The sequence below is a fragment of the Pseudomonas sp. genome (genome assembly GCF_050739775.1).
Taxonomy (GTDB): domain Bacteria; phylum Pseudomonadota; class Gammaproteobacteria; order Pseudomonadales; family Pseudomonadaceae; genus Aquipseudomonas.
The window spans coordinates 110,545-134,971 of sequence record NZ_JBOICA010000007.1 but is presented as its reverse complement, the minus strand read 5'-3'; the positions used below and the strand labels follow the sequence as shown (position 1 = coordinate 134,971).

The following is a 24,427-nucleotide window of genomic DNA, read 5'->3' as shown; positions in this document are numbered from 1 at the left end:
GTTTCGATTCACGCTTCCTCCCCACACTTGGTCGCCCTCATGCAGTTGCGCTTCACTTCGTTCGCTGTGGTCAGCTCACGGCGGGACTTTCACCCGCAAGATTGCGCCCATGCTGGGCGCACAACAAAAACGCCCCGATCATGTCGAGGCGTTCTTTGCGGCAAGCGGTGCTTACTGGAACAGCGATTCACTGGACAGGCCGTTTTTCTCGAGGATCTCACGCAGGCGCTTGAGCCCCTCGACCTGGATCTGACGAACCCGCTCACGGGTCAGGCCTATCTCCAGTCCCACATCCTCCAGGGTACTGCTTTCGTGCCCGCGCAGGCCGAAACGGCGTATCACCACCTCGCGCTGCTTGTCAGTCAGCTCGCTCAGCCATTGGTCGATGCTCTGGGACAGATCATCATCCTGGAGCAGCTCACAAGGGTCGGTAGGACGATCGTCAGTCAAGGTATCAAGCAGGGTCTTGTCGGAGTCCGGCCCCAGGGACACATCCACCGACGACACACGCTCGTTGAGCCCGAGCATGCGTTTGACCTCACCGACCGGTTTCTCCAGGAGGCTGGCGATCTCTTCCGGGGAGGGTTCGTGATCGAGCTTCTGGGTCAGTTCGCGCGCCGCGCGCAGGTAGACGTTCAGCTCCTTGACCACATGAATGGGCAAGCGGATGGTACGGGTCTGGTTCATGATCGCCCGTTCGATGGTTTGCCGGATCCACCAGGTGGCGTAGGTGGAGAAACGGAAACCACGTTCAGGGTCGAACTTCTCGACCGCACGAATCAACCCCAGGTTGCCCTCTTCGATCAAGTCCAGCAGCGAAAGCCCACGATTCACATAACGCCGGGCGATTTTCACCACCAGACGCAGGTTGCTTTCGATCATGCGCTTGCGCCCGGCCGGATCGCCACTTTGCGACAGGCGCGCAAAATGAACCTCTTCCTCTGGCGAGAGCAAAGGCGAAAAGCCGATTTCATTGAGGTACAACTGGGTTGCATCAAGCGCCCGAGTATAATCGATGTACTTGTGCTGCTTGAGCGTAGAGCCTTGTTTGGCCCTGGTCCGAACCGAAGGTACAGCAGGTTCGTCTGACACCACATCCGTTTCCAAAACGATGCCCGTCTCCATCAGGAGCACTTCATCGTCGATGTCAAACTCCGGCACTTCTTTACTGAGAGCCATTGTTATAGTCCTTTGCTGAGTTCGAACTCAGACTCGAGCGACGCCGATATCCTTGGCAGCGCTGGAGCCCGTCCCCTCTACGCGAGGAACAGGCCGGGTACTAGCAATCAACGACGCGGCAGGAATTGCAGCGGATCAACAGGTTTGCCCTGGCGGCGAATCTCAAAATGCAGCTTCACCCGGTCTGTGCCCGTGGAACCCATTTCGGCAATTGTCTGCCCAACCTTGACCTGCTGTCCCTCCCGAACCAAAAGCCTGCGGTTGTGGCCGTAGGCACTGACGTAGGTGTCGCTGTGCTTGATGATGACCAACTCGCCGTAGCCCCGCAAGCCACTCCCGGCATAGACCACTGAACCATCAGACGCAGCAAAAACAGGCTGTCCCAAATCACCGGCGATATCAATGCCTTTATTCAAACTGCCGTTTGAAGCAAATTTCCCAATCAATACACCCGCGGCCGGCCATGCCCAGCCGCCCACTGCGTGCTCTGCTGCAGGCACCTGGGCCGGCGCGGTGGTAGTGGCCACCATAGGTGCTGGCGTTGTGGTCACAGGCTTGGCTGGAGTACCTGCCGGGCGTGTGGTGATGGTGGTCTTGCTCGAGGGCGATGACGAGCGGGTTACCACAGTAGTGGCGCCGCCGGCAGCCCCCCCGGTGCGCCCATCGAAACGGATCGCCTGGCCGGGGCGAATGGTGTAAGGCGCGGCGATACCATTGCGGGCAGCCAGGGCCTTGTAGTCCCAGCCATAACGAAAGGCGATGGAGAACAGGGTGTCGCCGGGGCGCACCAGGTACTGGCCGCTGGTAGTGGCAGGACGCTTGGCTACCGGTGCATTGCGGTCGACCACGCGCGCGCTGCTGGAGGATGTACTGGAGCAGCCCGAGAGCAGCGAACCCACGGCAAGTGCAATCACCAGAAGCTTGAAGCTCGAAAATCCCCTGCGCTGCTGAATGATTGTGTGACCCACCCGCCGCTCCCTCTCATGGTGACTGCTGTGAAAATGCAATAATGTTTCAATTATAACCGAGCACATACGCCTTGCGGACGCCGGGCATTGGCAAAATGTGAACCCTGACAGAATAGGGTAGCCCGCCAGATAGACAGGGCAATGCCGGAGGAATTCGCCCGCGCTGAAAAAAAGTCCTGATCAGGCCAGCGGGCCGGCCAGCAAGGGGACAAAACGCACGGCGCCCAGCACCTGCTGCGAAAACCCATGCTCTTCACGCACGATCAGCATCAGGTGCTGGGTGTCCCCTGTCGGCCCCACTGGAATGACCATGCGCCCACCCGGGGCCAGTTGATCGAGCAAGGCCTGAGGGACTTGCGCGGCCACGGCCGTGACAATGATGCCGTTGTAAGGCGCCAGCGCCGGCCAGCCTTCACAACCATCGCCCCAGCGGAACACCACGTTGCGCAGGTTGAGCTCGGCCAGACGCTCCTTGGCCCGGTCCTGGAGCACCTTGATGCGCTCTACGGAAAACACCCGCTCGACCAGTTGCGCGAGGATAGCGGTCTGATAGCCCGAGCCGGTACCGATCTCCAGTACCTTGTCCAGAGGACCTGCCTCGAGCAGCAGCTCACTCATGTGCGCGACCATGAACGGCTGGGAAATCGTCTGGTTATTGCCGATCGGCAGCGCCGTGTCTTCATAGGCACGGTGCGCCAACGCCTCGTCGACAAACAGGTGACGCGGCGTACGCCGCAGCACGTCGAGCACCTTGGGGTTGGACACGCCTTCTTCGATCAACCGCTGAATCAGCCGCTCACGGGTTCGCTGCGAGGTAAAACCGATACCATTGCGCATCAGATCCTCCTGTTCACGCATCAGAGCAGCCCCTCCAGCCAACCATCCAGCCGCTCGAAAGCGTCATTGAAAGTGCGGTCGAGTTGCAACGGGGTGATCGAGACATAGCCCTGCATCACCGCATGAAAATCCGTGCCCGGGCCGCCATCCTCGGCATCACCGGCCACCGCAATCCAGTAACCTTCCTTACCCCTCGGGTTGACCACCTTGGTGGGTGCTGCGGCACGGGCGCGATGCCCCAGACGCGTCAACTGGATACCGCGGATATGCTCGAGCGGCAAGTTGGGGATATTTACATTGAGCACCGTTCGCGGCGGTAATTCCAGCGTCTTGTGCGCCTCAACCAGCTTGCGCGCGAAATAAGCGGCGGTCGGCAGGTTGTCCGGCAGGCGCGAGAGCAACGAGAAGGCGAAGGATGTCCCCCCCAGGAAACGCCCCTCGAGGGCTGCGGCCACCGTGCCGGAATACAGCACGTCATCACCGAGGTTGGCGCCCAGGTTGATCCCCGACACCACCATGTCCGGCGTCTGTTCCAACAGGCCATTGAGCCCCAGATGCACGCAATCGGTCGGCGTGCCATTGAGGCTGATAAAACCGTTGGCCAGGGTCTGCGGGCACAGGGGGCGGTCGAGCGTCAGCGAACTGCTGGCGCCGCTCTTGTCTTGATCCGGGGCAATCACCACACAGTCGGCATAGTCCGCCAGCGCAGCATGCAGCGCAGCGAGTCCGGGTGCGGTAACGCCGTCGTCGTTCGAAATCAGAATACGCATGGGCTGTCCGTCTGCCCTGCCGCCACCAGATCAACAAGCTCGCGCACCACGACGGTGGCAAAGCATCCGGCCGGAAGGACGAATTCCAGTTGCACAATATCAGGCTCGGGATAATGCCACGTCAGGCCGCCAATGGGCAGTCGCAGGATGCGGCGTTCGTGACTCATGCCCGCGCGTGCCAACCATTGGCACAAAGACGCGTGTTGCTCACCGATGCGCTGCTCGAGCTCGCCAGTTGCGCCGCTGGCTGCCGACAGCCCCTCGCCCCACAACGGACCCGTGGGATGCAGGTCAAGAATGGCCAGGCGCGGATCGGAACACTCCGCTTCGCCGGCCGGAAAAAAGCTACGGCTATCGGTAAAAGCCAATAGGTCACCGACCTGGGCCCGCTGCCAACTGCCGTCGGCTACACGTTGCGCCAGCACCTGGTTGAACAGATAGCTGCGCGCACTGGAGAGCAGTCGTGAGCGCACATTGCGCTGTTCCGGCAGCGCCTGGCGTCCGGCCCAGTCGCGGGCATCGTGAACATTGCCACCGGCATGGCCGAAGCGCTGGGCGCCAAAGTAATTGGGAACGCCCTGGCTACTCAGCTGCGCCAGGCGCGCGTCCAATGCCGGGCGATCCGCACTCAGGCCAGTCAGGCGCAAGGTGAAACCATTGGCCGAATGTGCGCCGCGCTGCAGCTTGCGCGAGTGCCGGGTCTGCTTGAGGATGCTCAGGGTTTCATTTTCCGCCGCGCTCAGGTCCGGATCGGCCTTGCCCGGCAGGTGCAGACTGAACCATTGACGGGTCAGGGCTTGACGATCCTTGAGGCCAGCATAGCTGATGTTGCGCAGCGGCACGCCAGCGGCCCGGGCCAGACGGCGGGCCGCCTCTTCGGTGTTGAGGTCGCGCTTTTCGACCCACAACCACAGGTGCTCGCCAGTGCCGGACAAGGGGATGTCGAGGACTTCATCGACCTGAAAGTCTTCGGCGGTCGCCTTGAGAATCGCGCTACCCAGCGCCGGGCCCGATGCGCGCGGGCCGAGCAGTTCCAGTTCGGTCATGCTGGCAGCAACAAGGCGACGGCGTGGACGGCAATGCCTTCTTCGCGACCAGTGAAGCCAAGCTTCTCGGTGGTGGTGGCCTTGACATTGACCTGGTCAAGCTCGACCTGCAGGTCTGCGGCGATCAACTGGCGCATGCTATCGATATGCGGGGCCATCTTCGGCGCCTGGGCGACGATGGTGGCGTCGATATTGCCGACTTTCCAGCCTTTGGCCTGAACGATATTGACCACATGACGCAGCAGCACACGGCTGTCAGCCCCCTTGAACTGCGGGTCGGTGTCAGGGAAGTGCTTGCCGATATCGCCGAGCGCCGCGGCGCCGAGCAGGGCATCGCTCAGGGCGTGCAGCAGGACATCGCCATCGGAATGGGCCAGCAACCCGAACGTGTGCGCAATGCGCACCCCACCCAAGGTGATGAAATCGCCTTCCGCGAAGCGGTGCACATCGTAGCCGTGGCCAATACGCATAAAAAAACGCCCTGATTGAGTCAGGGCGTGATTCTACCCGCTTTGCCGGGCATTAGGCTGATTTGTAAGACAGTGCCTACAACAAATCCAGGGCCACAGCGTGGTGGCGCAAGTGCTCATCGATAAAGCTGGCAATGAAGTAGTAGCTGTGGTCATAACCTGGCTGCAGGCGCAGCTCAAGCGGATGACCGGCCGCCTTCGCGGCCTGGAGCAATGCCTGGGGCTTGAGCTGGCTCTCGAGAAAATCGTCGCGATCGCCCTGGTCCACCAGCAACGGCAGGCGCTCCTGGGCCTCGGCAATCAGTACACTGGCGTCCCATTCGCGCCAGCGTGCCCGGTCTTCACCCAGGTAGCGGGAGAACGCCTTCTGACCCCAGGGGCAATCCATCGGATTGCTGATCGGGGCGAACGCCGACACCGACTGATAACGCCCGGGATTGCGCAGCGCACAGACCAGCGCACCATGGCCACCCATGGAGTGCCCACTGATACCGCGACGATCTGACGCGGGAAAATGCGCTTCGACCAGCTTTGGCAACTCCTGCACCACATAGTCATGCATGCGGTAGTGCTGGGCCCAAGGTTGTTCACTGGCATTGAGGTAAAAGCCAGCCCCCAGGCCAAAGTCCCAGGCGCCGTCCGGGTCGCCCGGCACCTGAGGGCCGCGTGGACTGGTGTCGGGTGCGACGATGATCAGCCCAAGCTCGGCGGCAAGCTTGTGCGCGCCAGCCTTGTGCATGAAGTTCTCGTCGGTGCAGGTCAGGCCGCTAAGCCAGTACAGCACCGGCAGTTTGCCGCCCTGCTCCGTTTGCGGCGGCAGGTAGACGGCAAACACCATGTCACATCCGAGCACCTCGGAGCGGTGCCGGTAGCGCTTGTGCCAGCCACCGAAGCTCTTCTGGAAGGAAATGTTTTCCAGGTTCATGGCAAACTTCAGAAATGGATGACGCTGCGAATGCTCTTGCCTTCATGCATCAGATCGAACGCCTTGTTGATGTCTTCCAGGCCCATGGTATGGGTGATGAAGGTATCCAGCGGGATCTCGCCTTTTTCCGCCATCTCCACGTAGCTTGGCAGCTCGCTGCGGCCACGCACGCCACCGAACGCCGAACCGCGCCAGACCCGGCCGGTAACCAGCTGGAACGGACGGGTGGAGATTTCCTGGCCGGCGCCGGCGACACCAATGATTACCGACTCGCCCCAGCCCTTGTGGCAGCACTCTAGCGCGGCGCGCATCAGCTGTACGTTGCCCACGCATTCGAAGGAGAAGTCCACGCCGCCGTCGGTGAGGTCAACGATGACTTCCTGGATCGGACGGTCGTAGTCCTTCGGATTGACGCAATCGGTAGCGCCCAGTTGCTTGGCGATTTCGAATTTGCCCGGGTTGATGTCCACGGCAATGATCCGCGAAGCCTTGGCCTTGACCGCACCAATGATCGCCGACAGGCCGATGCCACCGAGACCGAAGATGGCCACGGTGTCACCCGGTTGGACCTTGGCGGTGTTAAGCACAGCGCCGATACCGGTGGTCACGCCACAGCCGAGCAGGCAGACCTTTTCCAGCGGGGCTTCTTTCTGGATCTTGGCCACGGAGATTTCCGGCAGCACGGTGTACTCGGAGAACGTCGAAGTACCCATGTAGTGGAACAGTTGCTGACCCTTGTAGGAGAAGCGCGTAGTGCCATCAGGCATCAGCCCCTTGCCTTGGGTGGCGCGAATGGCCTGGCACAGGTTGGTCTTGCCGGAACGACAGAATTTGCACTGGCCGCACTCGGGGGTATACAGCGGGATCACATGATCGCCCACGGCGACCGAGGTGACGCCCTCGCCCACCGCCTCGACGATGGCTCCACCTTCGTGACCAAGAATCGACGGGAAGATACCTTCAGGGTCAGCACCGGACAGGGTGTAGGCATCGGTGTGACAGACACCGCTGGCGACCACGCGCAGCAGCACTTCGCCAGCCTTGGGCATGGCCACGTCGACTTCGACGATCTCCAGCGGTTTCTTGGCTTCGAAGGCAACGGCGGCACGGGACTTGATCATCAATCTTCTCCAGCAAGGGGACAGTTCAGGCTCAAAGTGTAATTCATCGTCATTTGATTAATAATCGGATCAAAGACAAAACATTATTGCTGTACAGGGACAATCAATGAGCAGCCGTTGGGAAGGCATTGACGAATTTGTCGCGGTGGCCGAGTCGGGCCAATTCACCGCCGCAGCCGAGCGTCTGGGGGTTTCCTCTTCACACATCAGCCGCCAGGTCGCCCGTCTGGAGGACCGCCTGCAAACCCGCCTGCTCTACCGCAGCACGCGCAAAGTGACCTTGAGCGAAGCCGGGCAGACCTTTCTGCAGCATTGCCAGCGCCTGCAGGATGGCCGCGAGGAAGCCTTACGTGCCATGGGCGATCTCACCAGCGAACCCAAAGGCTTGCTGCGCATGACCTGTGCGGTGGCCTATGGCGAGCGCTTCATCGTGCCGCTGGTGACGCGTTTCATGGCGCTGTACCCGCAGCTGCGGGTCGACATCGAACTGAGCAATCGCACCCTGGACCTGCTGCACGAAGGCATGGACCTGGCTATTCGCCTGGGCCGCCTTCAGGATTCGCGCCTGGTCGCGACTCGCCTGGCGCCGCGACGCATGTATCTGTGCGCCTCACCGGCTTATCTGGAACGTTATGGCCGGCCGCATAGCCTGTCGGAACTGGCCCGGCACAATTGCCTGATCGGCAGCTCGGATATCTGGACACTGCAGCAGGACGGTCGCGAGCAAGGCCTGCGGGTACAAGGCAACTGGCGTTGCAACAGTGGCCAGGCGGTGCTGGATGCGGCGTTGCAGGGGATGGGGTTGTGTCAGTTGCCGGATTACTACGTGCTTGAGCACCTGAAGAGCGGGGCGCTGGTGTCGCTGCTTGAGGCTCAGCAGCCACCTAACACCGCGGTGTGGGCGTTGTATCCGCAGCAACGGCATTTATCGCCGAAAGTGCGCAAGCTGGTGGATTATTTACGCGAGGGGTTGGCGGGGTTGCCTGAATACCAAGGGACCTAGAAGAGCATCGCGATAGGCCTTTATCCGCGCTTGGCCCAACGCTGACGCAGCCACTCCAGGTCTTCCGGCCGGGTCACCTTGATATTGTCACTGCGTCCTTCGATCAAGCGCGGTGACTGCCCGGCCCACTCGATCGCCGAGGACTCATCGGTGATTGCCACATCCGCCACCAGGCTATCGGCCAGGGCTCGATGCAAGGTGCCCAGACGAAACATCTGCGGGGTATAAGCCTGCCAGACGGTACTGCGATCGATGGTGGCGCTGACCCGCCCCTTGGCATCAGCGCGCTTGAGGGTATCGCGTGCCGGCACTGCCAACAGCCCTCCGACCGGATCATCGGCGAGCTCGAACAGCAACCGATCAAGGTCGCTACGTGCCAGGTTCGGTCGCGCGGCATCGTGTACCAACACCCAATCGCTGTCAGCCGCGCCTTGGGCATGCAACAGCAACAAGGCGTTAAGCACTGAGTCAGCGCGTTCCTGGCCACCAGCAGCCCGCTGGATACGCGGGTCGCTGGCGCAGCGCAAGCCGGGCCAGTAAGGATCGTCAGCGGCAACGCTGACTACCACCCCTTTGACACAGGGATGGTCGAGAAAACAGTCGAGGCTATGCTCGAGAATGGTCTGCCCGCCCAACTGCAAGTACTGCTTGGGGCGGTCGGCAGCCATGCGGGCACCAACGCCCGCGGCGGGAATCACGGCCCAGAAGGCCGGCAAGGTCTGGTTCATTGGGCAAGCTGGTAGAGGGTTTCACCCTCCTTGACCATACCCAGTTCATGGCGAGCCCGTTCTTCGACGGTTTCCATACCTTTCTTCAACTCCAGCACTTCAGCGTCAAGCACACGGTTACGTTCCAGCAGGCGCTCGTTTTCGGCGTGCTGGTCGGCAATCTGTTGCTTGAGTTCGGTGACATGGGCCAGGCTGCCATTGCCCACCCACAGACGATACTGCAGGCCACCAAGCAGCAGGAGCAGGACGAGGAACAACCAATAGGGACTGCGCATCAGGGTATCCAGTGGAAAAAGACCGCCACCTCTGCAGGGCACTGATGGCACGAAGCCTGGCCGAAGCCAGGCTTTGTGTACACAGACCTGCTGCATCAAGTTGCTGAACAGTCAGTATGGCTGTTCAGCGAACCTTGGCTGCTGTCTTTTTACCATCTCTTGCTTAGCCGCGAAACTCGGCACGACCACGGTACACAGCCTTGCTGCCCAGTTGCTCTTCGATACGCAGCAGCTGGTTGTACTTGGAAACGCGGTCGGAACGGCACAGCGAACCGGTCTTGATCTGGCCGGCAGCGGTACCCACGGCCAAGTCAGCAATGGTCGAGTCTTCGGTTTCGCCCGAACGGTGCGAGATCACCGCGGTGTAACCGGCAGCCTTGGCCATCTGGATGGCCTCCAGGGTTTCGGTCAGCGAGCCGATCTGGTTGAACTTGATCAGGATCGAGTTGGCGATGCTCTTGTCGATGCCTTCCTTGAGGATCTTGGTGTTGGTCACGAACAGGTCGTCACCTACCAGTTGCACCTTGTCGCCGATCTTGTCGGTGAGGATCTTCCAGCCAGCCCAGTCGGACTCGTCCAGGCCATCTTCGATCGAGATGATCGGGAAGCGCTCGGTCAGGCCTTTGAGGTAATCGGCAAAACCGGCAGCGTCGAACGACTTGCCTTCACCAGACAGGTTGTACTTGCCGTCTTCGAAGAACTCGCTGGCGGCGCAGTCCAGGGCCAGGGTCACATCGGTGCCCAGCTTGTAACCGGCATTGGCGACAGCTTCGGCGATGGCCGACAGCGCGTCTTCGTTGGAGGCCAGGTTAGGTGCGAAACCACCTTCGTCACCGACTGCGGTGTTCAGGCCACGGGCCTTGAGCACAGCTTTGAGGTGATGGAAAATTTCGGTGCCCATGCGCAGCGCGTCGGAGAAGGTCTTGGCGCCAACCGGCTGAACCATGAACTCCTGGATGTCGACGTTGTTATCAGCGTGCTCGCCACCGTTGATGATGTTCATCATCGGAACCGGCATCGAGTACTGGCCTGGGGTGCCGTTGAGGTTGGCGATGTGCGCGTACAGCGGCAGGTCCTGGTCCTGGGCAGCCGCTTTGGCCGCGGCCAGGGACACCGCGAGGATGGCGTTGGCGCCCAGCTTGGCCTTGTTCTCGGTACCGTCCAGGTCGATCATGGCGCGATCGAGGGCTTTCTGGTCAAGCGGGTCTTTGCCCAGCAGCAGGTCGCGGATCGGGCCGTTGATGTTGGCGACAGCCTTCAGCACGCCCTTGCCCATGTAACGGCTTTTGTCGCCATCACGCAGCTCCAGCGCTTCGCGCGAGCCAGTGGAAGCACCGGACGGCGCGCAAGCGCTACCGATGATGCCGTTGTCGAGCAGTACGTCCGCTTCTACGGTGGGGTTACCACGCGAATCGAGAACTTCACGACCTTTGATGTCGACGATTTTTGCCATTGTTGTAAGCACTCCAGAATTGACGAAAACAACGCAGCTGAGAAAAATCTTTGCCGTTCGCCTGGCTGTTGAAAACGGGCAGGCCTGACGATGGCGCGCCCCTGACCCGTGGGTCAGGGGTTGAACGTGCGGTACTTTACCGGAGAATTGAGGATTACGCGGTTTCTACCGTCGGAAAACTCTTCACCAGATCGTCCAGTTGCTTGAGCTGGGCCAGGAATGGCTCCAGTTTGTCTAGGCGCAAGGCGCAAGGGCCGTCGCACTTGGCGTTGTCCGGGTCCGGGTGGGCTTCGAGGAAAAGCCCGGCCAGGCCCTGGCTCAGGCCAGCCTTGGCCAAGTCGGTGACCTGCGCGCGGCGCCCGCCAGCGGAGTCGGCGCGACCACCCGGCATCTGCAGGGCATGGGTCACGTCGAAGAACACCGGGTATTGGAACTGCTTCATGATACCGAAGCCGAGCATGTCGACAACAAGGTTGTTGTAGCCGAAGCTCGAACCACGCTCGCAGAGGATCAACTGATCGTTACCGGCTTCTTCGCACTTGGTCAGGATGTGTTTCATTTCCTGAGGCGCGAGGAACTGGGCCTTCTTGATGTTGATCACCGCGCCTGTCTTGGCCATGGCCACCACCAGGTCAGTCTGGCGCGACAGGAAGGCCGGCAGCTGGATGATGTCACAGACGTCCGCCACGGCTTGCGCCTGGTGCGGTTCGTGAACATCGGTGATCACCGGGACATTGAAGGTGCGCTTGATCTCTTCGAAGATCTTCATACCCTCTTCCAGGCCAGGGCCACGGTAGGAGTTGATCGACGAACGGTTGGCCTTGTCGAAGCTGGCCTTGAACACGTAGGGGATACCGAGCTTCTCGGTAACCCGCACGTATTCTTCGCAGACCTTCATGGCCAGGTCACGGGATTCCAGCACGTTCATGCCGCCGAACAGGACGAACGGCTTGTCGTTGGCGATCTCGATGTTACCGACGCGGATGATCTTCTGGGTCATGGATCAGGCCTTGTTCTTTTGAGCCAATGCCGCCTTGACGAAACCGCTGAACAGCGGATGGCCGTCACGCGGGGTCGAGGTGAACTCAGGGTGGAACTGGCAAGCGACGAACCACGGATGCTCCTGGGACTCGACCACTTCGACCAGCGCGCCGTCACCGGAGCGACCGGAAACTTTCAGACCGGCGTCCATCAGCTGTGGCAGCAGCTTGTTGTTCACTTCGTAGCGATGACGATGACGCTCGACGATCACATCCTTGGCGTAGCAGTCATGGACTTTGGAGCCGCTTTGCAGCTGGCATTCCTGGGCGCCCAGACGCATGGTACCGCCCAGGTCGGACGCTTCGGTACGGGTTTCAACCGCGCCGGTTGCGTCTTCCCACTCGGTGATCAGGCCGACAACCGGGTGACCGCTGTTGCGATCGAACTCGGTGGAGTTGGCGTCTTTCCAGCCCATGACGTTACGGGCGAATTCGATGACCGCAACCTGCATGCCCAGGCAGATGCCCAGGTACGGGACCTTGTTCTCACGAGCGTATTGCACGGCAGTGATCTTGCCTTCGACACCGCGCAGACCGAAGCCGCCCGGTACCAGGATGGCATCAGCACCTTCGAGCAGGCTGGTGCCCTGGTTCTCGATGTCTTCGGAATCGATGTAGCGCAGGTTGACCTTGGTGCGGTTCTGGATGCCGGCATGGCTCATCGCTTCAATCAGCGACTTGTAGGCGTCCAGCAGCTCCATGTACTTGCCGACCATGGCGATGGTCACTTCGTGCTCTGGATTGAGCTTGGCATCGACAACCTTTTCCCACTCGGACAGGTCAGCGCCATTGCACTGCAGGCCAAAGCGCTCGACGACGAAGTCATCCAGGCCCTGGGCGTGCAGCACGGCCGGGATCTTGTAGATGGTGTCGACGTCTTCCAGGGAGATCACCGCACGCTCTTCAACGTTGGTGAACAGGGCGATCTTGCGACGCGAGGAGACATCGACCGGATGGTCGGAACGGCAGATCAGCACGTCAGGCTGCAGGCCGATGGAGCGCAGCTCCTTGACCGAGTGCTGCGTCGGCTTGGTCTTGGTCTCGCCAGCAGTGGCGATGTACGGCACCAGGGTCAAGTGCATCAGCATGGCGCGCTTGGAACCGACTTCAACACGCAACTGGCGGATCGCCTCGAGGAACGGTTGCGACTCGATGTCACCCACGGTACCGCCGATTTCCACCAGGGCCACGTCAGCATCGCCTGCGCCCTTGATGATGCGGCGCTTGATCTCGTCAGTGATGTGCGGAATGACCTGGATGGTCGCGCCCAGGTAATCACCACGGCGCTCCTTGCGCAGCACGTGCTCGTAGATACGGCCAGTGGTGAAGTTGTTGTTCTGGGTCATGGTCGTGCGGATGAACCGCTCGTAGTGGCCCAGGTCCAGGTCGGTTTCGGCGCCGTCGTGGGTGACGAACACTTCACCGTGCTGGAACGGGCTCATGGTGCCCGGGTCGACGTTGATGTACGGGTCCAGCTTGAGCATGGTGACCTTGAGCCCCCGCGCCTCCAGGATGGCCGCCAATGAAGCCGAGGCAATGCCTTTCCCCAATGAAGAAACAACACCGCCCGTGACGAATATGTAGCGCGTCATGAAAAACCCTAGAAGTCTGCGTTAAAGCGGTCTGCGCCGCCGGGGAAAGCGAAGGAAGGCCGAAGCCCCCGATCACCTGCGTCAATCACAGTGCTACTTAAAAAACTGCCGCGCCTGGACAGACCGGGGGTTATGGACCCAGTACGGAGCTCGCTACACATTTTTAGAATCGCCCAGCAAAAAACTGCTTGGTAATCGGCAACTGCTGTGATTTCGGGGAAGCCACAGAAGTTGTATCAAGAAGGGAGCGTAGTCTACCGGAATGTGGCTTTCATCTCAAACCTTGCTCACTCGTCGGTACACACCAATGTAATTGCCACGCTCCCTGACTCAGGCCCGGCAGATTGGCCACCGCCAATAACTGCTCGTCCCGGTAGAGTAACGGCAGGCGGGAGCGAACAAACGGCGGCACCTGCAGCTCATTGAGCAGGCGCTTGAGGTCACGGCGGCCGCGTCCGGGAATCTGCAGGTTTTCACCGCCCTTGCGGTAAGCGATGCGCAGTGGCCCCTGCTGCATCATGCCGCTCAAGCGCAGGCTGCCATTGCCTGGCAACGTCAGGCTCTGCGCCGGATCGTCCCAACCCTGGCCCACGGGGACCTTGAGCCAGTCGTCGGTCAGCCACCAGATACGCTCATTGGCGCGGTGCAGCTCACCGTCGGTCAGACGCCAGCACGGCCGTCCGTCGCCTGACGCATCGCGCAGGTCTTCCCAGCCTGCCCAGTGCCGGGTGTCCGGCAGGCGCGTGCGCTTGGCCAACCAGTACTGCAACGCATTACGCTGGCGTGCCGGGGACAATGCACGCAGCACTGCCAGGTCCAGCGAGGCCAGCGGTAGCCAATCAAAACCGCACGGCGTTGACGCCTGGAGCAGGTCCTCGATAGCCAGTTCATCCAGCAAGCCCAGGGCCTCGCTCAGGTGTTCGGCAGTGCGTGCCAGATTCTGTGCAGCTTGCGGCCAACGTTGACGCAACACCGGGAATACACCATGGCGCAAATAGTTACGGGCATACTGCGTGTCGCCATTGGAGGGATCTTCGACCCACACCAGGTGTTGCGCATGGGCATAGGCCTCCAGCGCCTCTCGCGACACGTCGAGCAAGGGCCGCAACAGCACCCCCTGCCCCAGCACACGCTGGCCCGGCATAGCGGCCAGGCCACGCACACCGGCCCCGCGCAACAGCCGAAACAGCAGGGTCTCGGCCTGGTCTTCGCGGTGCTGTCCGGTCAACAGCACTTCGCCAGGGCGCAAGGCGTCAGCGAGGGCTGCGTAACGCGCCTCGCGGGCACCCTGTTCAAGGCTGGCGCCAGGGGCGACCTTGACCTGGATGATCTGCAATTCGACCCCCAGATCGTCACACAGGCGCTGGCAATGGGCTGGCCAAGCGTCGGCTGCGGCCTGCAGGCCGTGGTGGATGTGAATCGCACGAATCGGTGGTAACGAATGCTGGCGGGACAAGCTTGTCAGCAGGTGCAGGAGGACGGTGGAGTCGAGGCCGCCGGAGAGGGCGATACACCAGGAGGGGGCGTGGAGCCAGGGAGAGAGCTTACTGCTGAGATCAATCATCGGTGCAGGCTCGGTGGCGAGCGCTTTGTGATCGATCGCGGGGCAAGCCTGCTCCCACATAACCCTGTAGGAGCAGGCTTACCCCGCGATGACCTCAGATCAGAGCCCGTAGCTCATCAGGCGGTCATAACGGCGCTTGAGCAGCGCGTCGTTATCGAACTTCTTCAGCATGTCCAACTGTTCGATCAGCTCGCCACGGATGTTCGCCGACATTTTCGCCGGGTCACGATGGGCGCCGCCCAGCGGCTCGGCGATGACCTTGTCGACGATACCCAGGCCCTTGAGGCGCTCGGCAGTAATGCCCATGGCTTCGGCTGCGTCCGATGCCTTGTCGGCAGTCTTCCACAGGATCGAGGCACAACCTTCCGGCGAGATCACCGAGTAGGTGGAGTACTGCAGCATGTTCAGCTGATCGCAGACGCCAATGGCCAGCGCACCACCGGAACCACCTTCACCGATAACGGTGGCGATGATCGGGGTCTTCAGGCGTGCCATGACCCGCAGGTTCCAGGCAATGGCTTCGCTCTGGTTACGCTCTTCGGCGTCGATGCCCGGGTAAGCACCCGGGGTGTCGATGAAGGTCAGGATCGGCATCTTGAAGCGTTCGGCCATTTCCATCAGGCGGCACGCCTTGCGATAGCCTTCCGGACGCGGCATACCGAAGTTGCGCCGCACCTTCTCGCGCACTTCACGGCCTTTCTGGTGACCGATGACCATCACTGGCTTGTCGTCCAGACGAGCGATACCGCCAACAATCGCCGCGTCGTCGGCAAAGTGGCGGTCGCCGTGCAGTTCGTCGAACTCGGTGAACAGGTGATCGATGTAGTCCAGGGTGTACGGACGACGAGGATGACGGGCCAGGCGAGCAATCTGCCAGCTGCTCAGGTTGCCGAAGATGCTTTCGGTCAGGGTGCTGCTTTTGTCTTGCAGACGGGCGATTTCATCGCCGATGTTCAGCGAGTTGTCATTGCCGACCAGGCGCAGTTCTTCGATCTTGGCTTGCAGGTCAGCAATCGGCTGTTCGAAATCCAGAAAATTCGGGTTCATAGGCATCCGTCTTGGGTCTACGGCCAGGCGGCCGGCCGGTTGATCCGTTTGGCGCCCTACCTTAAGGGATCAGGCGCATTCAGGTCGAGATTAAAAATTCATCGATATTGCAAAAAGACGTTCTCACGCCCGAACTGGTCACGCAGCGCCTGAATCAGGCCATCCGCCGGATCGATTCGCCAGCTTTCGCCGAACTGCAGCATCGCCCGCGCGTCGCTGCCGGTGTACTCCATGGTGATCGGACAAGCCCCGCGATGGCGTTTGAACAGCTCGCCCAGCCAGGCCAGACGATCGCCCTTGAGGGCGTCGCTGTGCACTTTCAGGCGCAGGCTCTCGGCCAGGTTGGTCCGCGCATCTTCCATGCTCATGACGCGCTTGACCCGCAGGCGCAGGCCACCGGAGAAGTCATCATTGCTGACCTCACCTTCGACCACCACCATCGCGTCGGTCTGCAACAGGGCCTGGGCGGCCATGAAGGCATCGGCGAACAACGAGGCCTCGATACGTCCGGAACGGTCGTCGAGGGTGACAAACCCCATCTTGTCGCCCTTCTTGTTCTTCATCACCCGCAGGGCGATGATCATGCCGGCCACGGTCTGCGTGTCGCGGGCCGGTTTCAGGTCAATGATGCGCTGACGGGCGAAACGGCGGATCTCGCCCTCGTATTCGTCAATCGGGTGGCCGGTGAGGTACAGGCCCAAGGTGTCTTTTTCGCCACGCAGACGCTCCTTGAGGGTCAGCTCACGTGCCTTGCGGTGGTTGGCATAGACATCGGCGTCTTCTTCAACAAACAACCCGCCGAACAGGTCGGCATGACCGCTGTCAGCGGTACGGGCAGTCTGTTCGGCGGCCTTGATCGCTTCTTCCATCGTCGCCAGCAACACCGCGCGGTTGCGGTCGATGTTGGCCTGATAGGCCTTGAGCTCGTCATGGAAGTACGGCCCCAGGCGGTCCAGAGCACCGCTACGGACCAGAGCATCGAGGGTACGTTTGTTGATGCGTTTGAGGTCGACGCGCTCGCAGAAGTCGAACAGGTCCTTGAACGGGCCGTCCTTGCGCGCTTCGACGATGGCCTCTACCGGCCCCTCGCCGACGCCCTTGATCGCCCCCAGGCCATAAACGATACGACCGTCATCATTGACCGTGAACTTGAAGTCGGAGGTGTTCACATCCGGCGCATCAAGACGCAGCTTCATGCTGCGCACTTCCTCGATCAGGGTCACGACCTTGTCGGTGTTGTGCATATCCGCCGACAGCACCGCGGCCATGAACGGCGCCGGGTGGTGGGTTTTCAGCCAGGCAGTCTGGTAAGACACCAGGCCATAGGCGGCAGAGTGAGACTTGTTGAAGCCGTAACCTGCGAACTTCTCCACCAGGTCGAAGATGTTACCTGCCAAGTCTGGGTCGATGTTGTTGGACGCACAACCTTCGATGAAACCGCCGCGCTGCTTGGCCATTTCCTCAGGCTTTTTCTTACCCATGGCCCGACGCAGCATATCCGCACCGCCAAGGGTGTAACCGGCCATCACCTGGGCAATCTGCATCACCTGTTCCTGGTACAGGATGATGCCGTAGGTCGGCGCCAACACCGGCTTGAGACCTTCGTACTGGTAATCCGCGTGCGGATAGGCCAGCTCGGCGCGACCGTGCTTGCGGTTGATGAAGTCGTCGACCATGCCCGATTGCAGCGGGCCGGGACGGAACAGCGCGACCAGTGCGATAAGATCTTCCAGGCAGTCGGGCTTGAGCTTCTTGATCAGCTCCTTCATGCCCCGCGATTCCAGCTGGAACACTGCAGTGGTTTCGGCCTTTTGCAGCAGGTCGTAGGTTTTCTTGTCATCCAGCGGGATGAAGTCGATATTCAGGTCAGGCAGGCCCTGCTTGGCCTGCTCGCGGTTGATGGTTTCCATCGCCCACTTGATGATGGTCAGGGTGCGCAGGCCGAGGAAGTCGAACTTCACCAGGCCCGCCGCCTCGACGTCATCCTTGTCGAACTGGGTGACCAGGCCGCCGCCCTCTTCATCGCAGGCAATCGGCGAGAAATCGGTAAGCTTGGTCGGCGCGATTACCACACCACCGGCGTGCTTACCGGTACCCCGGCAGACACCCTCGAGCTTGAGGGCCATGTCCCAGATTTCCTTGGCGTCCTCATCGGTCTTGAGGAAGTCGCGCAGCATCTCCTCCTGATCAAAGGCTTTCTCCAGGGTCATGCCCACTTCGAACGGGATCATCTTCGACAGGCGATCAGCCAGGCCGTAGGACTTGCCCTGAACCCGCGCCACGTCGCGCACCACCGCCTTGGCGGCCATGGTGCCGAAGGTGATGATCTGACTCACTGCGTTGCGGCCATAAGCGTCGGCCACGTATTCGATTACCCGGTCGCGGCCATCCATGCAGAAGTCGACGTCGAAGTCGGGCATGGAAACCCGTTCCGGGTTGAGGAAGCGTTCGAACAGCAAGTCATAGGCCAGCGGATCGAGGTCGGTGATCTTCAGCACGTAGGCCACCAGCGAACCGGCACCCGAACCCCGGCCCGGGCCGACTGGCACGCCGTTGTTCTTGGCCCACTTGATGAAGTCCATAACGATCAGGAAGTAACCGGGGAAACCCATCTGGATGATGATATCCAGCTCGAACTTCAAGCGATCGAGGTAGACCTGACGCTTTTCTTCATAGTTGGGCGTGGTCTCTTTCGGCCACAGCACCGCCAGACGCTCTTCCAGACCCTCATGAGAGACATGCCGCAGGTAGTCGTCAATACCCATGCCATTGGGCGTGGGGAAGTCCGGCAGGAAGTGCTTGCCCAACTGCACCTGAATGTTGCAACGCTTGGCAATCTCCACGGTGTTGGCCACCGCGTCTGGCAGGTCACTGAACAGCTCGGCCATCTCTTCCGGGCTTTTCAGGTACTGCTGGTCGCTGTAATTGCGCGAGCGCCGCGGGTCGTCCAGGGCGCGGCCTTCACCGATGCACACGCGGGTTTCATGCGCGTCGTAGTCCGACTGCTTGATGAAGCGCACATCGTTGGTCGCCACCAGCGGCGCATTGAGCTTGTCGGCCAGGGCTACCGCAGCGTGCAGGTACTCTTCGTCACCGGCGCGGTTGGTGCGTTGCAGTTCGACATAGAAGCGCTCAGGGAACATCGCCATCCAGTCCTGCAGCAAGGCTTGGGCTTCATCGGGGTTGCCATTGAGCAAGGCCATGCCGATATCGCCTTCCTTGGCCGCCGACAGGGCAATCAGCCCCTCGCTGGCCGCAGGAATCCAGTCACGCTCGATAATCACCAGGCCATTGCGCTGGCCTTCGACCCAACCGCGAGAGATCAACTCGGTGAGATTGCGATAGCCTTTGGCGTCCATGGCCAAAAAGCAGATGCGCGACAGCGCTGCGTCCGGGTCGCGATTGGCCAACCACAGATCGGCGCCACAGATCGGCTTGATGCCCGAGCCCATGGTGTTCTTGTAGAACTTGACCAGCGAGCACATGTTGCTCTGATCGGTAACCGCTACGGCCGGCATGTTCATCGAGGCCAACGCCTTGGCCAGCGGCTTGATCCGCACCAGGCCATCGACCAGCGAGAATTCGGTGTGCAGGCGAAGATGAACGAAAGAAGCCGACATGATGATCCTATAGCAGCACAAAACAACAAGGCCCGGATTGTACCGGGCCTTGATCAAAACAGCAGCCAGTGATGGTTGATCCTGACTATTTACACCCGCTTCGGCCGGTCAGACCTCGACAAACCCGCTGCTCAGCGCATCACGGGCTTCGAAGGCCGCGCGCACCGGGGCAAAGGAGCGCCGGTGAATCGGCGTCGGTCCCAAGCGCGCCAGCGCTTCCAGGTGCACCGGGGTTGGGTAGCCCTTGTGCCCACCGATGCCGTAACCCGGATAAATCAGCTCGAAAGCGGCCATCTCCCGGTCGCGGGTGACCTTGGCCAGGATCGAAGCGGCTGCAATCGCCGGGACCTGGCTATCGCCTTTGACCACCGGCGCCGCTGGCACTGACAACTTAGGGCAGCGGTTGCCGTCGATCAGCGCCAGTTTCGGTGTGACGCTCAGCCCTTCGACCGCGCGCTGCATGGCCAGCATGGTGGCGTGCAGGATATTCAGCTCGTCGATTTCTTCGACTTCGGCGCGGGCGATGCAGAAGCTCAGGGCTTTCTCGCAAATCTCATCAAACAGCTTCTCGCGACGCGCCTCGGTGAGTTTCTTCGAGTCGTTGAGACCGAGAATCGGCCGCTGCGGATCGAGGATCACCGCCGCAGTCACCACCGCACCGCACAGCGGGCCGCGGCCGACTTCGTCGACGCCGGCGACCAGGTCCTCGACCAGGTTGAAGTCCAGTCCCATTTGCATCTATCGGGTATCCAGCAGGGCCAGCACCGCTTCAGCTGCCTGGTTCGAGGCATCGCGGCGCAGGGTACGGTGAATCTGGTCAAAGCCTTCAGTCTGCTGCGCGCCACTTTCAACCAGCGGCGCCAGGGTCTGGGCCAGTGCTTCGGGGGTGGCGGCTTCCTGCAGCATCTCGGGCACCAGCATGCGCTGGGCCAGCAGGTTGGGCAGGGACACATAGGGGCTTTTGACCAGGCGCTTGAGAATCCAGTAGGTCAGCGGCGCCAAACGGTAGGCAACCACCATCGGCCGCTTGAACAGCAGCGCTTCCAGGGTTGCCGTACCCGAGGCGATCAACACCGCATCGCAGGCCGCCAGGGCCTGGTGCGAACGGCCGTCGAGCAGGGTCAAGGGCAGATCACGACCCTCCAGCATCTGCTCCAGCTGGGCACGGCGTTCAGCATTGGCGCAAGGCGAAACGAAGCGCACACCCGGCACCAACTCCCGCAAGCGCTGGGCAGTATCGAGAAACAACGCGCCCAAGCGCCCCACTTCACCGCCACGACTGCCGGGCATCAAGGCCACCAGCGGCCCGCCACCGAAGCCCAGTTGTTCACGGGCAGCACGGCGATCAGCTTCGAGGGGAATACTGTCAGCCAGCGGGTGACCAACAAAACGTACTGGCACACCCTTCTCTTCGTAGAACTTTGCCTCGAAGGGGAACAGCGTGAGCATCAGGTCGCAGCCTTCGCGAATCTTCAGCACGCGCTTCTGCCGCCAGGCCCAGACCGAGGGGCTGACGTAATGCACGGTCTTGATCCCGGCCTTGCGCAGGTTCAATTCGATATTGAGGGTGAAGTCAGGCGCGTCGATACCGATGAACACATCCGGACGCTCTTCGATCAGGGTATGGATCAAAGCCTTGCGCCGCTTGAGCAGCTCACGCAGGCGACCCAGCACCTCGACCAGGCCCATGACTGCCAGGCGCTCCATGGGAAAGTAAGACACCAGGCCTTCAGCCTGCATCAGCGGCCCACCGACACCAATGAAACGTACCTGAGGGTGGCGCTCCTTGAGCGCACGCATCAATCCGGCGCCAAGAATATCGCCGCTGGCCTCACCCGCCACCAGCGCTACACAGAACTCAGCCATGATCAGCGGGTGATGCCGCGGGTGGAGTTCTGGATCGACTTGAGGAACACGTCGACTTCAGGGAACTGGGAAGCAGGCTCGGTCAGTTCGGCAATCGCCTGCTCGACCGTCAGCCCCTGGCGATAGACTACCTTGTAGGCGCGACGCAGGGCGTGAATGGCGTCTTCGCTGAAGCCCCGACGGCGCATGCCCTCGAAGTTCATGCTACGCGCCTCGGCCGGATTGCCGAAAACCGTTACATAAGCCGGGACATCCTTGCCGATGGCGGTACCCATGCCGGAAAAGCTGTGGGCGCCGATATGGCAGAACTGATGCACCAGGGTGAATCCGGAGAGGATCGCCCAATCGTCAACGTGAACATGCCCGGCCAGCGCCGTATTGTTGACCAGGATGCAGTGGTTGCCGATGACACTGTCGTGACCGATGTGGGCATAGGCCATGATCAGGTTGTGATCGCCCAGGGTGGTTTCCGAGCGATCCTGCACGGTGCCACGGTGGATAGTCACGCCTTCGCGGATGACATTGTGATCACCGATTACCAGGCGCGTAGGCTCACCCTTGTACTTGAGGTCAGGGGTATCCTCACCTACCGAGGAAAACTGGTAGATGCGATTGTGCCGACCGATACGGGTCGGCCCCTTGAGGATCACATGCGGACCGATGACGGTCCCCTCCCCGATCTCGACCCCGGCACCGACGATAGACCAAGGGCCGACCTCGACGCCGTCGGCGAGCTTCGCCGACGGATCGATGATTGCCCGAGGGTCAATCAAACTCATAGTTTGCGTTCCGCACAGATGATCTCGGCCGAGCACACCGGCTTACCGTCGACCGACGCCTGGCACTCGAACTTCCAGATCTGGCGCTTGCAGCTGATGAACTTGGCTTCAAGGATCAGTTGGTCACCCGGCAGCACCGGCTGACGGAAACGCAGCTTGTCGGAACCGACGAAGTAGTACAGCGTACCGTCCGCAGGTTTCACGTCGAGCATCTTGAAGCCAAGGATACCGGCCGCCTGGGCCATGGCTTCGATGATTAGCACGCCCGGCATGATCGGGTGCGCGGGGAAGTGACCATTGAAGAAAGGTTCGTTGATGCTGACATTCTTGTAGGCACGAATGCGCTGGGCCTCGACGTCCAGGTCCACTACCCGGTCCACCAACAGGAACGGGTAACGGTGAGGCAGGTATTCGCGAATCTCGTTGATGTCCATCATTTCGGGGGGAAGCCTGTAGTAAAGATAGGGAGCGTCCGCTTTTGCCAGACGCTCCTTTTGCAAATCAAAGAGTCAGCCTGCGGCTTTTTACTCTCGATCAGGAAATGGTATCAGCCATCTGATGAAGGCTGGCCGCCTGAGGTCACGACCTCGACACGCTTTTCCAACTGTTGAAGGCGTTTCGCCATCTCGTCGAGCTGGCGAATCCGTGCGGCACTTTTACGCCACTCGCCCAGCGGCTGCATCGCCGTACCGGAAGAATAGGCCCCAGGCTCGGTGATCGAGCGCGTAACCATGGTCATGCCGGACACGAAAACGCCGTCGCAGACATCGATGTGCCCGACCATGCCGACACCGCCGGCGATGGTGCAATGCTTGCCGATTTTGGTACTGCCGGAAATGCCGACGCAGGCCGCCATCGCCGTATGATCACCAATCTGCACGTTATGGGCGATCTGGATCTGGTTGTCGAGCTTGACACCATCGCCGATCCGGGTGTCTGCCAAGGCGCCACGATCGACCGCGGTGTTCACACCGATCTCGACATCGTCACCGATGCTGACACCACCAATCTGGGCGATCTTCTGCCAGACACCCTTCTCGTTGGCAAAACCGAAGCCTTCACCACCGATCACCGCACCCGACTGGATCACCACACGCTTACCAATACGCACGTCGTGGTACAGAGTCACCCGCGGGGCCAGCCAGCCGCCCTCGCCGATCACGCAACGAGCGCCGATGAAGCACTGCGCACCGATGGTCACACCCGGGCCGATCTGCGCACCACTCTCGATCACCGCACAAGCACCGACGCTGGCACTGGCATCGACCTGGGCATCGGCGGCAACCACGGCGCTGGGATGAATTCCCGCTACAGCCTTGGGCTTAGGATCGAACAGGTGGGAGATGCGAGCGTAGGCGAGGTACGGATCGGGGACGATCAGCGCATTGCCGCTGAAGCCTTCGGCGTCGGCCGGCTTGAGCAGGATCGCAGCCGCGTGGCTGTCACCGAGGTACTTGCGGTACTGCGGGTTGGCAAGGAAGCTCAACTGCCCCGGCCCGGCTTCCTGAAGGGTTGCCAGGCCGGTGATTTCCAGCTCCTCGGGGCCACTCAGGGTGGCGCCGAGGAACTCGGCCAACTGGCCGAGTTTCATGGTCACAGTCATGTTCAACGGGACTGGTTCATGCGCTCGATGACTTGGCGAGTGATGTCGTACTGAGGTTTGACATCAATCACCGCACCACGCTCGAGCACCAGGTCAAAACCGCCCTTCTTGATCACTTCTTCAACGGCGCCATCGAGCTTCGGCTTCAGTTGCTTGAGCATTTCGCGGTCGGCCACGGCTTTGGACTCGTTCAGCTCCTTGGACTGGAACTGGAAGTCACGGGCTTTCTGCTTGTATTCAAGCTCCAGGCGCTCGCGCTCTGGCTGGGCCATCTTGTCGCCACCGGCACGGATACGGTCGGCAATGCCCTTGGCGCTGCTTTCCAGATTCTTCAGTTTGGTCAGCTGCGGACCGAACTTCTTCTCGGCATCGACGGCGTACTTCTTCGCTGCGTCCGATTCGAGCAGGGCCATCTGATAGTTCAGGACGGCAATTTTCATTTCGGCGAAAGCCGGGGTTGCGATCAGGGTCGCAGCCAGTACTGCCAGTTGGGTCAACTTACGCACGATGCACTCCTACAGAATCCGTTGTCGTTAGCAAG

The 24,427-nt window shown here is 60.9% G+C and carries 23 protein-coding genes; 1 reads left to right on the top strand and 22 read right to left on the bottom strand.

All coding sequences use genetic code 11. From position 1 onward, the window contains the following. Positions 1-171: 171 nt before the first annotated feature. The 8 genes from rpoS to ACRESH_RS06055 form a co-directional block, all read right to left on the bottom strand. On the bottom strand, positions 172-1,179 hold the full coding sequence (gene rpoS, locus ACRESH_RS06090) for an RNA polymerase sigma factor RpoS (protein ID WP_431741118.1): 1,008 nt from the start codon (positions 1,177-1,179) through the stop codon (positions 172-174). A 107-nt stretch (positions 1,180-1,286) separates the two neighbouring features. Next, positions 1,287-2,147: a peptidoglycan DD-metalloendopeptidase family protein gene (locus tag ACRESH_RS06085; RefSeq protein WP_431741117.1), complete on the bottom strand. Its 861-nt coding sequence runs from the start codon at positions 2,145-2,147 to the stop codon at positions 1,287-1,289. A 180-nt stretch (positions 2,148-2,327) separates the two neighbouring features. Further along, positions 2,328-3,005 (bottom strand): protein-L-isoaspartate(D-aspartate) O-methyltransferase, encoded by a 678-nt coding sequence (locus ACRESH_RS06080; protein WP_431741116.1) that lies wholly within the window; start codon positions 3,003-3,005, stop codon positions 2,328-2,330. Then, positions 3,005-3,754: a 5'/3'-nucleotidase SurE gene (gene surE / locus ACRESH_RS06075; RefSeq protein ID WP_431741115.1), complete on the bottom strand. Its 750-nt coding sequence runs from the start codon at positions 3,752-3,754 to the stop codon at positions 3,005-3,007. Before surE ends, ACRESH_RS06080 begins: the two co-directional genes overlap by 1 nt. Next, positions 3,742-4,800 (bottom strand): tRNA pseudouridine(13) synthase TruD, encoded by a 1,059-nt coding sequence (gene truD / locus ACRESH_RS06070; RefSeq protein WP_431741114.1) that lies wholly within the window; start codon positions 4,798-4,800, stop codon positions 3,742-3,744. The genes surE and truD overlap by 13 nt, the downstream gene beginning before the upstream one ends. Beyond that, a complete protein-coding gene (gene ispF, locus ACRESH_RS06065) occupies positions 4,797-5,270 on the bottom strand; it encodes a 2-C-methyl-D-erythritol 2,4-cyclodiphosphate synthase (RefSeq protein WP_431741113.1) in 474 nt (157 codons plus the stop codon). The genes truD and ispF overlap by 4 nt, the downstream gene beginning before the upstream one ends. 76 nt (positions 5,271-5,346) lie before the next feature. Beyond that, positions 5,347-6,195: an S-formylglutathione hydrolase gene (gene fghA, locus ACRESH_RS06060; protein ID WP_431741112.1), complete on the bottom strand. Its 849-nt coding sequence runs from the start codon at positions 6,193-6,195 to the stop codon at positions 5,347-5,349. Positions 6,196-6,203: 8 nt separating this feature from the next. Continuing rightward, positions 6,204-7,316, bottom strand: a complete 1,113-nt coding sequence (locus ACRESH_RS06055) for an S-(hydroxymethyl)glutathione dehydrogenase/class III alcohol dehydrogenase (RefSeq protein ID WP_431741111.1) — start codon at positions 7,314-7,316, stop codon at positions 6,204-6,206. A gap of 106 nt (positions 7,317-7,422) precedes the next feature. On the opposite strand from ACRESH_RS06055, the gene ACRESH_RS06050 reads away from it, so the two are divergent. Next, complete coding sequence (locus ACRESH_RS06050; RefSeq protein ID WP_431741110.1) at positions 7,423-8,319, top strand: LysR substrate-binding domain-containing protein; 897 nt, start codon at positions 7,423-7,425, stop codon at positions 8,317-8,319. 20 nt (positions 8,320-8,339) lie between these two features. Here ACRESH_RS06050 and ispD read toward each other — a convergent pair whose 3' ends face one another. From ispD to ACRESH_RS05980, 14 genes are all read right to left on the bottom strand, one after another. Continuing rightward, positions 8,340-9,047 (bottom strand): 2-C-methyl-D-erythritol 4-phosphate cytidylyltransferase, encoded by a 708-nt coding sequence (gene ispD / locus ACRESH_RS06045; protein ID WP_431741109.1) that lies wholly within the window; start codon positions 9,045-9,047, stop codon positions 8,340-8,342. Beyond that, on the bottom strand, positions 9,044-9,322 hold the full coding sequence (ftsB, locus tag ACRESH_RS06040; protein WP_038613966.1) for a cell division protein FtsB: 279 nt from the start codon (positions 9,320-9,322) through the stop codon (positions 9,044-9,046). Before ftsB ends, ispD begins: the two co-directional genes overlap by 4 nt. A 163-nt stretch (positions 9,323-9,485) precedes the next feature. Further along, positions 9,486-10,775 (bottom strand): phosphopyruvate hydratase, encoded by a 1,290-nt coding sequence (gene eno / locus ACRESH_RS06035; RefSeq protein ID WP_431741108.1) that lies wholly within the window; start codon positions 10,773-10,775, stop codon positions 9,486-9,488. Positions 10,776-10,929: 154 nt separating this feature from the next. Next, a complete protein-coding gene (gene kdsA / locus ACRESH_RS06030; RefSeq protein WP_431741107.1) occupies positions 10,930-11,775 on the bottom strand; it encodes a 3-deoxy-8-phosphooctulonate synthase in 846 nt (281 codons plus the stop codon). Between the two features lie 3 nt (positions 11,776-11,778). Next, positions 11,779-13,407 carry a CTP synthase gene (locus tag ACRESH_RS06025; RefSeq protein ID WP_431741106.1) on the bottom strand — a complete coding sequence of 543 codons (1,629 nt, stop codon included), beginning with the start codon at positions 13,405-13,407 and terminating at the stop codon, positions 11,779-11,781. A gap of 271 nt (positions 13,408-13,678) precedes the next feature. After that, positions 13,679-14,971 carry a tRNA lysidine(34) synthetase TilS gene (gene tilS / locus ACRESH_RS06020; protein ID WP_431741105.1) on the bottom strand — a complete coding sequence of 431 codons (1,293 nt, stop codon included), beginning with the start codon at positions 14,969-14,971 and terminating at the stop codon, positions 13,679-13,681. 99 nt (positions 14,972-15,070) lie between these two features. After that, positions 15,071-16,018, bottom strand: coding sequence for an acetyl-CoA carboxylase carboxyltransferase subunit alpha (locus ACRESH_RS06015; RefSeq protein WP_431741104.1), 948 nt, complete (start codon positions 16,016-16,018; stop codon positions 15,071-15,073). Positions 16,019-16,116: 98 nt separating this feature from the next. Continuing rightward, positions 16,117-19,638 (bottom strand): DNA polymerase III subunit alpha, encoded by a 3,522-nt coding sequence (dnaE, locus tag ACRESH_RS06010; protein ID WP_431741103.1) that lies wholly within the window; start codon positions 19,636-19,638, stop codon positions 16,117-16,119. 108 nt (positions 19,639-19,746) lie between these two features. Beyond that, positions 19,747-20,376: a ribonuclease HII gene (gene rnhB / locus ACRESH_RS06005; RefSeq protein WP_431741102.1), complete on the bottom strand. Its 630-nt coding sequence runs from the start codon at positions 20,374-20,376 to the stop codon at positions 19,747-19,749. Next, on the bottom strand, positions 20,377-21,504 hold the full coding sequence (lpxB, locus tag ACRESH_RS06000; protein WP_431741101.1) for a lipid-A-disaccharide synthase: 1,128 nt from the start codon (positions 21,502-21,504) through the stop codon (positions 20,377-20,379). A gap of 2 nt (positions 21,505-21,506) precedes the next feature. Next, positions 21,507-22,283 carry an acyl-ACP--UDP-N-acetylglucosamine O-acyltransferase gene (gene lpxA / locus ACRESH_RS05995; RefSeq protein WP_431741100.1) on the bottom strand — a complete coding sequence of 259 codons (777 nt, stop codon included), beginning with the start codon at positions 22,281-22,283 and terminating at the stop codon, positions 21,507-21,509. After that, positions 22,280-22,720: a 3-hydroxyacyl-ACP dehydratase FabZ gene (gene fabZ, locus ACRESH_RS05990; RefSeq protein WP_038613986.1), complete on the bottom strand. Its 441-nt coding sequence runs from the start codon at positions 22,718-22,720 to the stop codon at positions 22,280-22,282. Before fabZ ends, lpxA begins: the two co-directional genes overlap by 4 nt. A 110-nt stretch (positions 22,721-22,830) precedes the next feature. Next, positions 22,831-23,886, bottom strand: coding sequence for a UDP-3-O-(3-hydroxymyristoyl)glucosamine N-acyltransferase (gene lpxD / locus ACRESH_RS05985; RefSeq protein ID WP_431741099.1), 1,056 nt, complete (start codon positions 23,884-23,886; stop codon positions 22,831-22,833). A gap of 2 nt (positions 23,887-23,888) precedes the next feature. Continuing rightward, positions 23,889-24,392, bottom strand: coding sequence for an OmpH family outer membrane protein (locus ACRESH_RS05980; protein ID WP_045189677.1), 504 nt, complete (start codon positions 24,390-24,392; stop codon positions 23,889-23,891). Positions 24,393-24,427: the final 35 nt, after the last annotated feature.

Coding starts and splice junctions, on each gene's coding strand:
- rpoS (WP_431741118.1), bottom strand. CDS start 1,179: ATGGCTCTCAGTAAAGAAGTGCCGGAGTTTGACATCGACGATGAAGTG.
- ACRESH_RS06080 (WP_431741116.1), bottom strand. CDS start 3,005: ATGCGTGAACAGGAGGATCTGATGCGCAATGGTATCGGTTTTACCTCG.
- surE (WP_431741115.1), bottom strand. CDS start 3,754: ATGCGTATTCTGATTTCGAACGACGACGGCGTTACCGCACCCGGACTC.
- truD (WP_431741114.1), bottom strand. CDS start 4,800: ATGACCGAACTGGAACTGCTCGGCCCGCGCGCATCGGGCCCGGCGCTG.
- ispF (WP_431741113.1), bottom strand. CDS start 5,270: ATGCGTATTGGCCACGGCTACGATGTGCACCGCTTCGCGGAAGGCGAT.
- fghA (WP_431741112.1), bottom strand. CDS start 6,195: ATGAACCTGGAAAACATTTCCTTCCAGAAGAGCTTCGGTGGCTGGCAC.
- ACRESH_RS06055 (WP_431741111.1), bottom strand. CDS start 7,316: ATGATCAAGTCCCGTGCCGCCGTTGCCTTCGAAGCCAAGAAACCGCTG.
- ACRESH_RS06050 (WP_431741110.1), top strand. CDS start 7,423: ATGAGCAGCCGTTGGGAAGGCATTGACGAATTTGTCGCGGTGGCCGAG.
- ispD (WP_431741109.1), bottom strand. CDS start 9,047: ATGAACCAGACCTTGCCGGCCTTCTGGGCCGTGATTCCCGCCGCGGGC.
- ftsB (WP_038613966.1), bottom strand. CDS start 9,322: ATGCGCAGTCCCTATTGGTTGTTCCTCGTCCTGCTCCTGCTGCTTGGT.
- eno (WP_431741108.1), bottom strand. CDS start 10,775: ATGGCAAAAATCGTCGACATCAAAGGTCGTGAAGTTCTCGATTCGCGT.
- kdsA (WP_431741107.1), bottom strand. CDS start 11,775: ATGACCCAGAAGATCATCCGCGTCGGTAACATCGAGATCGCCAACGAC.
- ACRESH_RS06025 (WP_431741106.1), bottom strand. CDS start 13,407: ATGACGCGCTACATATTCGTCACGGGCGGTGTTGTTTCTTCATTGGGG.
- tilS (WP_431741105.1), bottom strand. CDS start 14,971: ATGATTGATCTCAGCAGTAAGCTCTCTCCCTGGCTCCACGCCCCCTCC.
- ACRESH_RS06015 (WP_431741104.1), bottom strand. CDS start 16,018: ATGAACCCGAATTTTCTGGATTTCGAACAGCCGATTGCTGACCTGCAA.
- dnaE (WP_431741103.1), bottom strand. CDS start 19,638: ATGTCGGCTTCTTTCGTTCATCTTCGCCTGCACACCGAATTCTCGCTG.
- rnhB (WP_431741102.1), bottom strand. CDS start 20,376: ATGCAAATGGGACTGGACTTCAACCTGGTCGAGGACCTGGTCGCCGGC.
- lpxB (WP_431741101.1), bottom strand. CDS start 21,504: ATGGCTGAGTTCTGTGTAGCGCTGGTGGCGGGTGAGGCCAGCGGCGAT.
- lpxA (WP_431741100.1), bottom strand. CDS start 22,283: ATGAGTTTGATTGACCCTCGGGCAATCATCGATCCGTCGGCGAAGCTC.
- fabZ (WP_038613986.1), bottom strand. CDS start 22,720: ATGATGGACATCAACGAGATTCGCGAATACCTGCCTCACCGTTACCCG.
- lpxD (WP_431741099.1), bottom strand. CDS start 23,886: ATGACTGTGACCATGAAACTCGGCCAGTTGGCCGAGTTCCTCGGCGCC.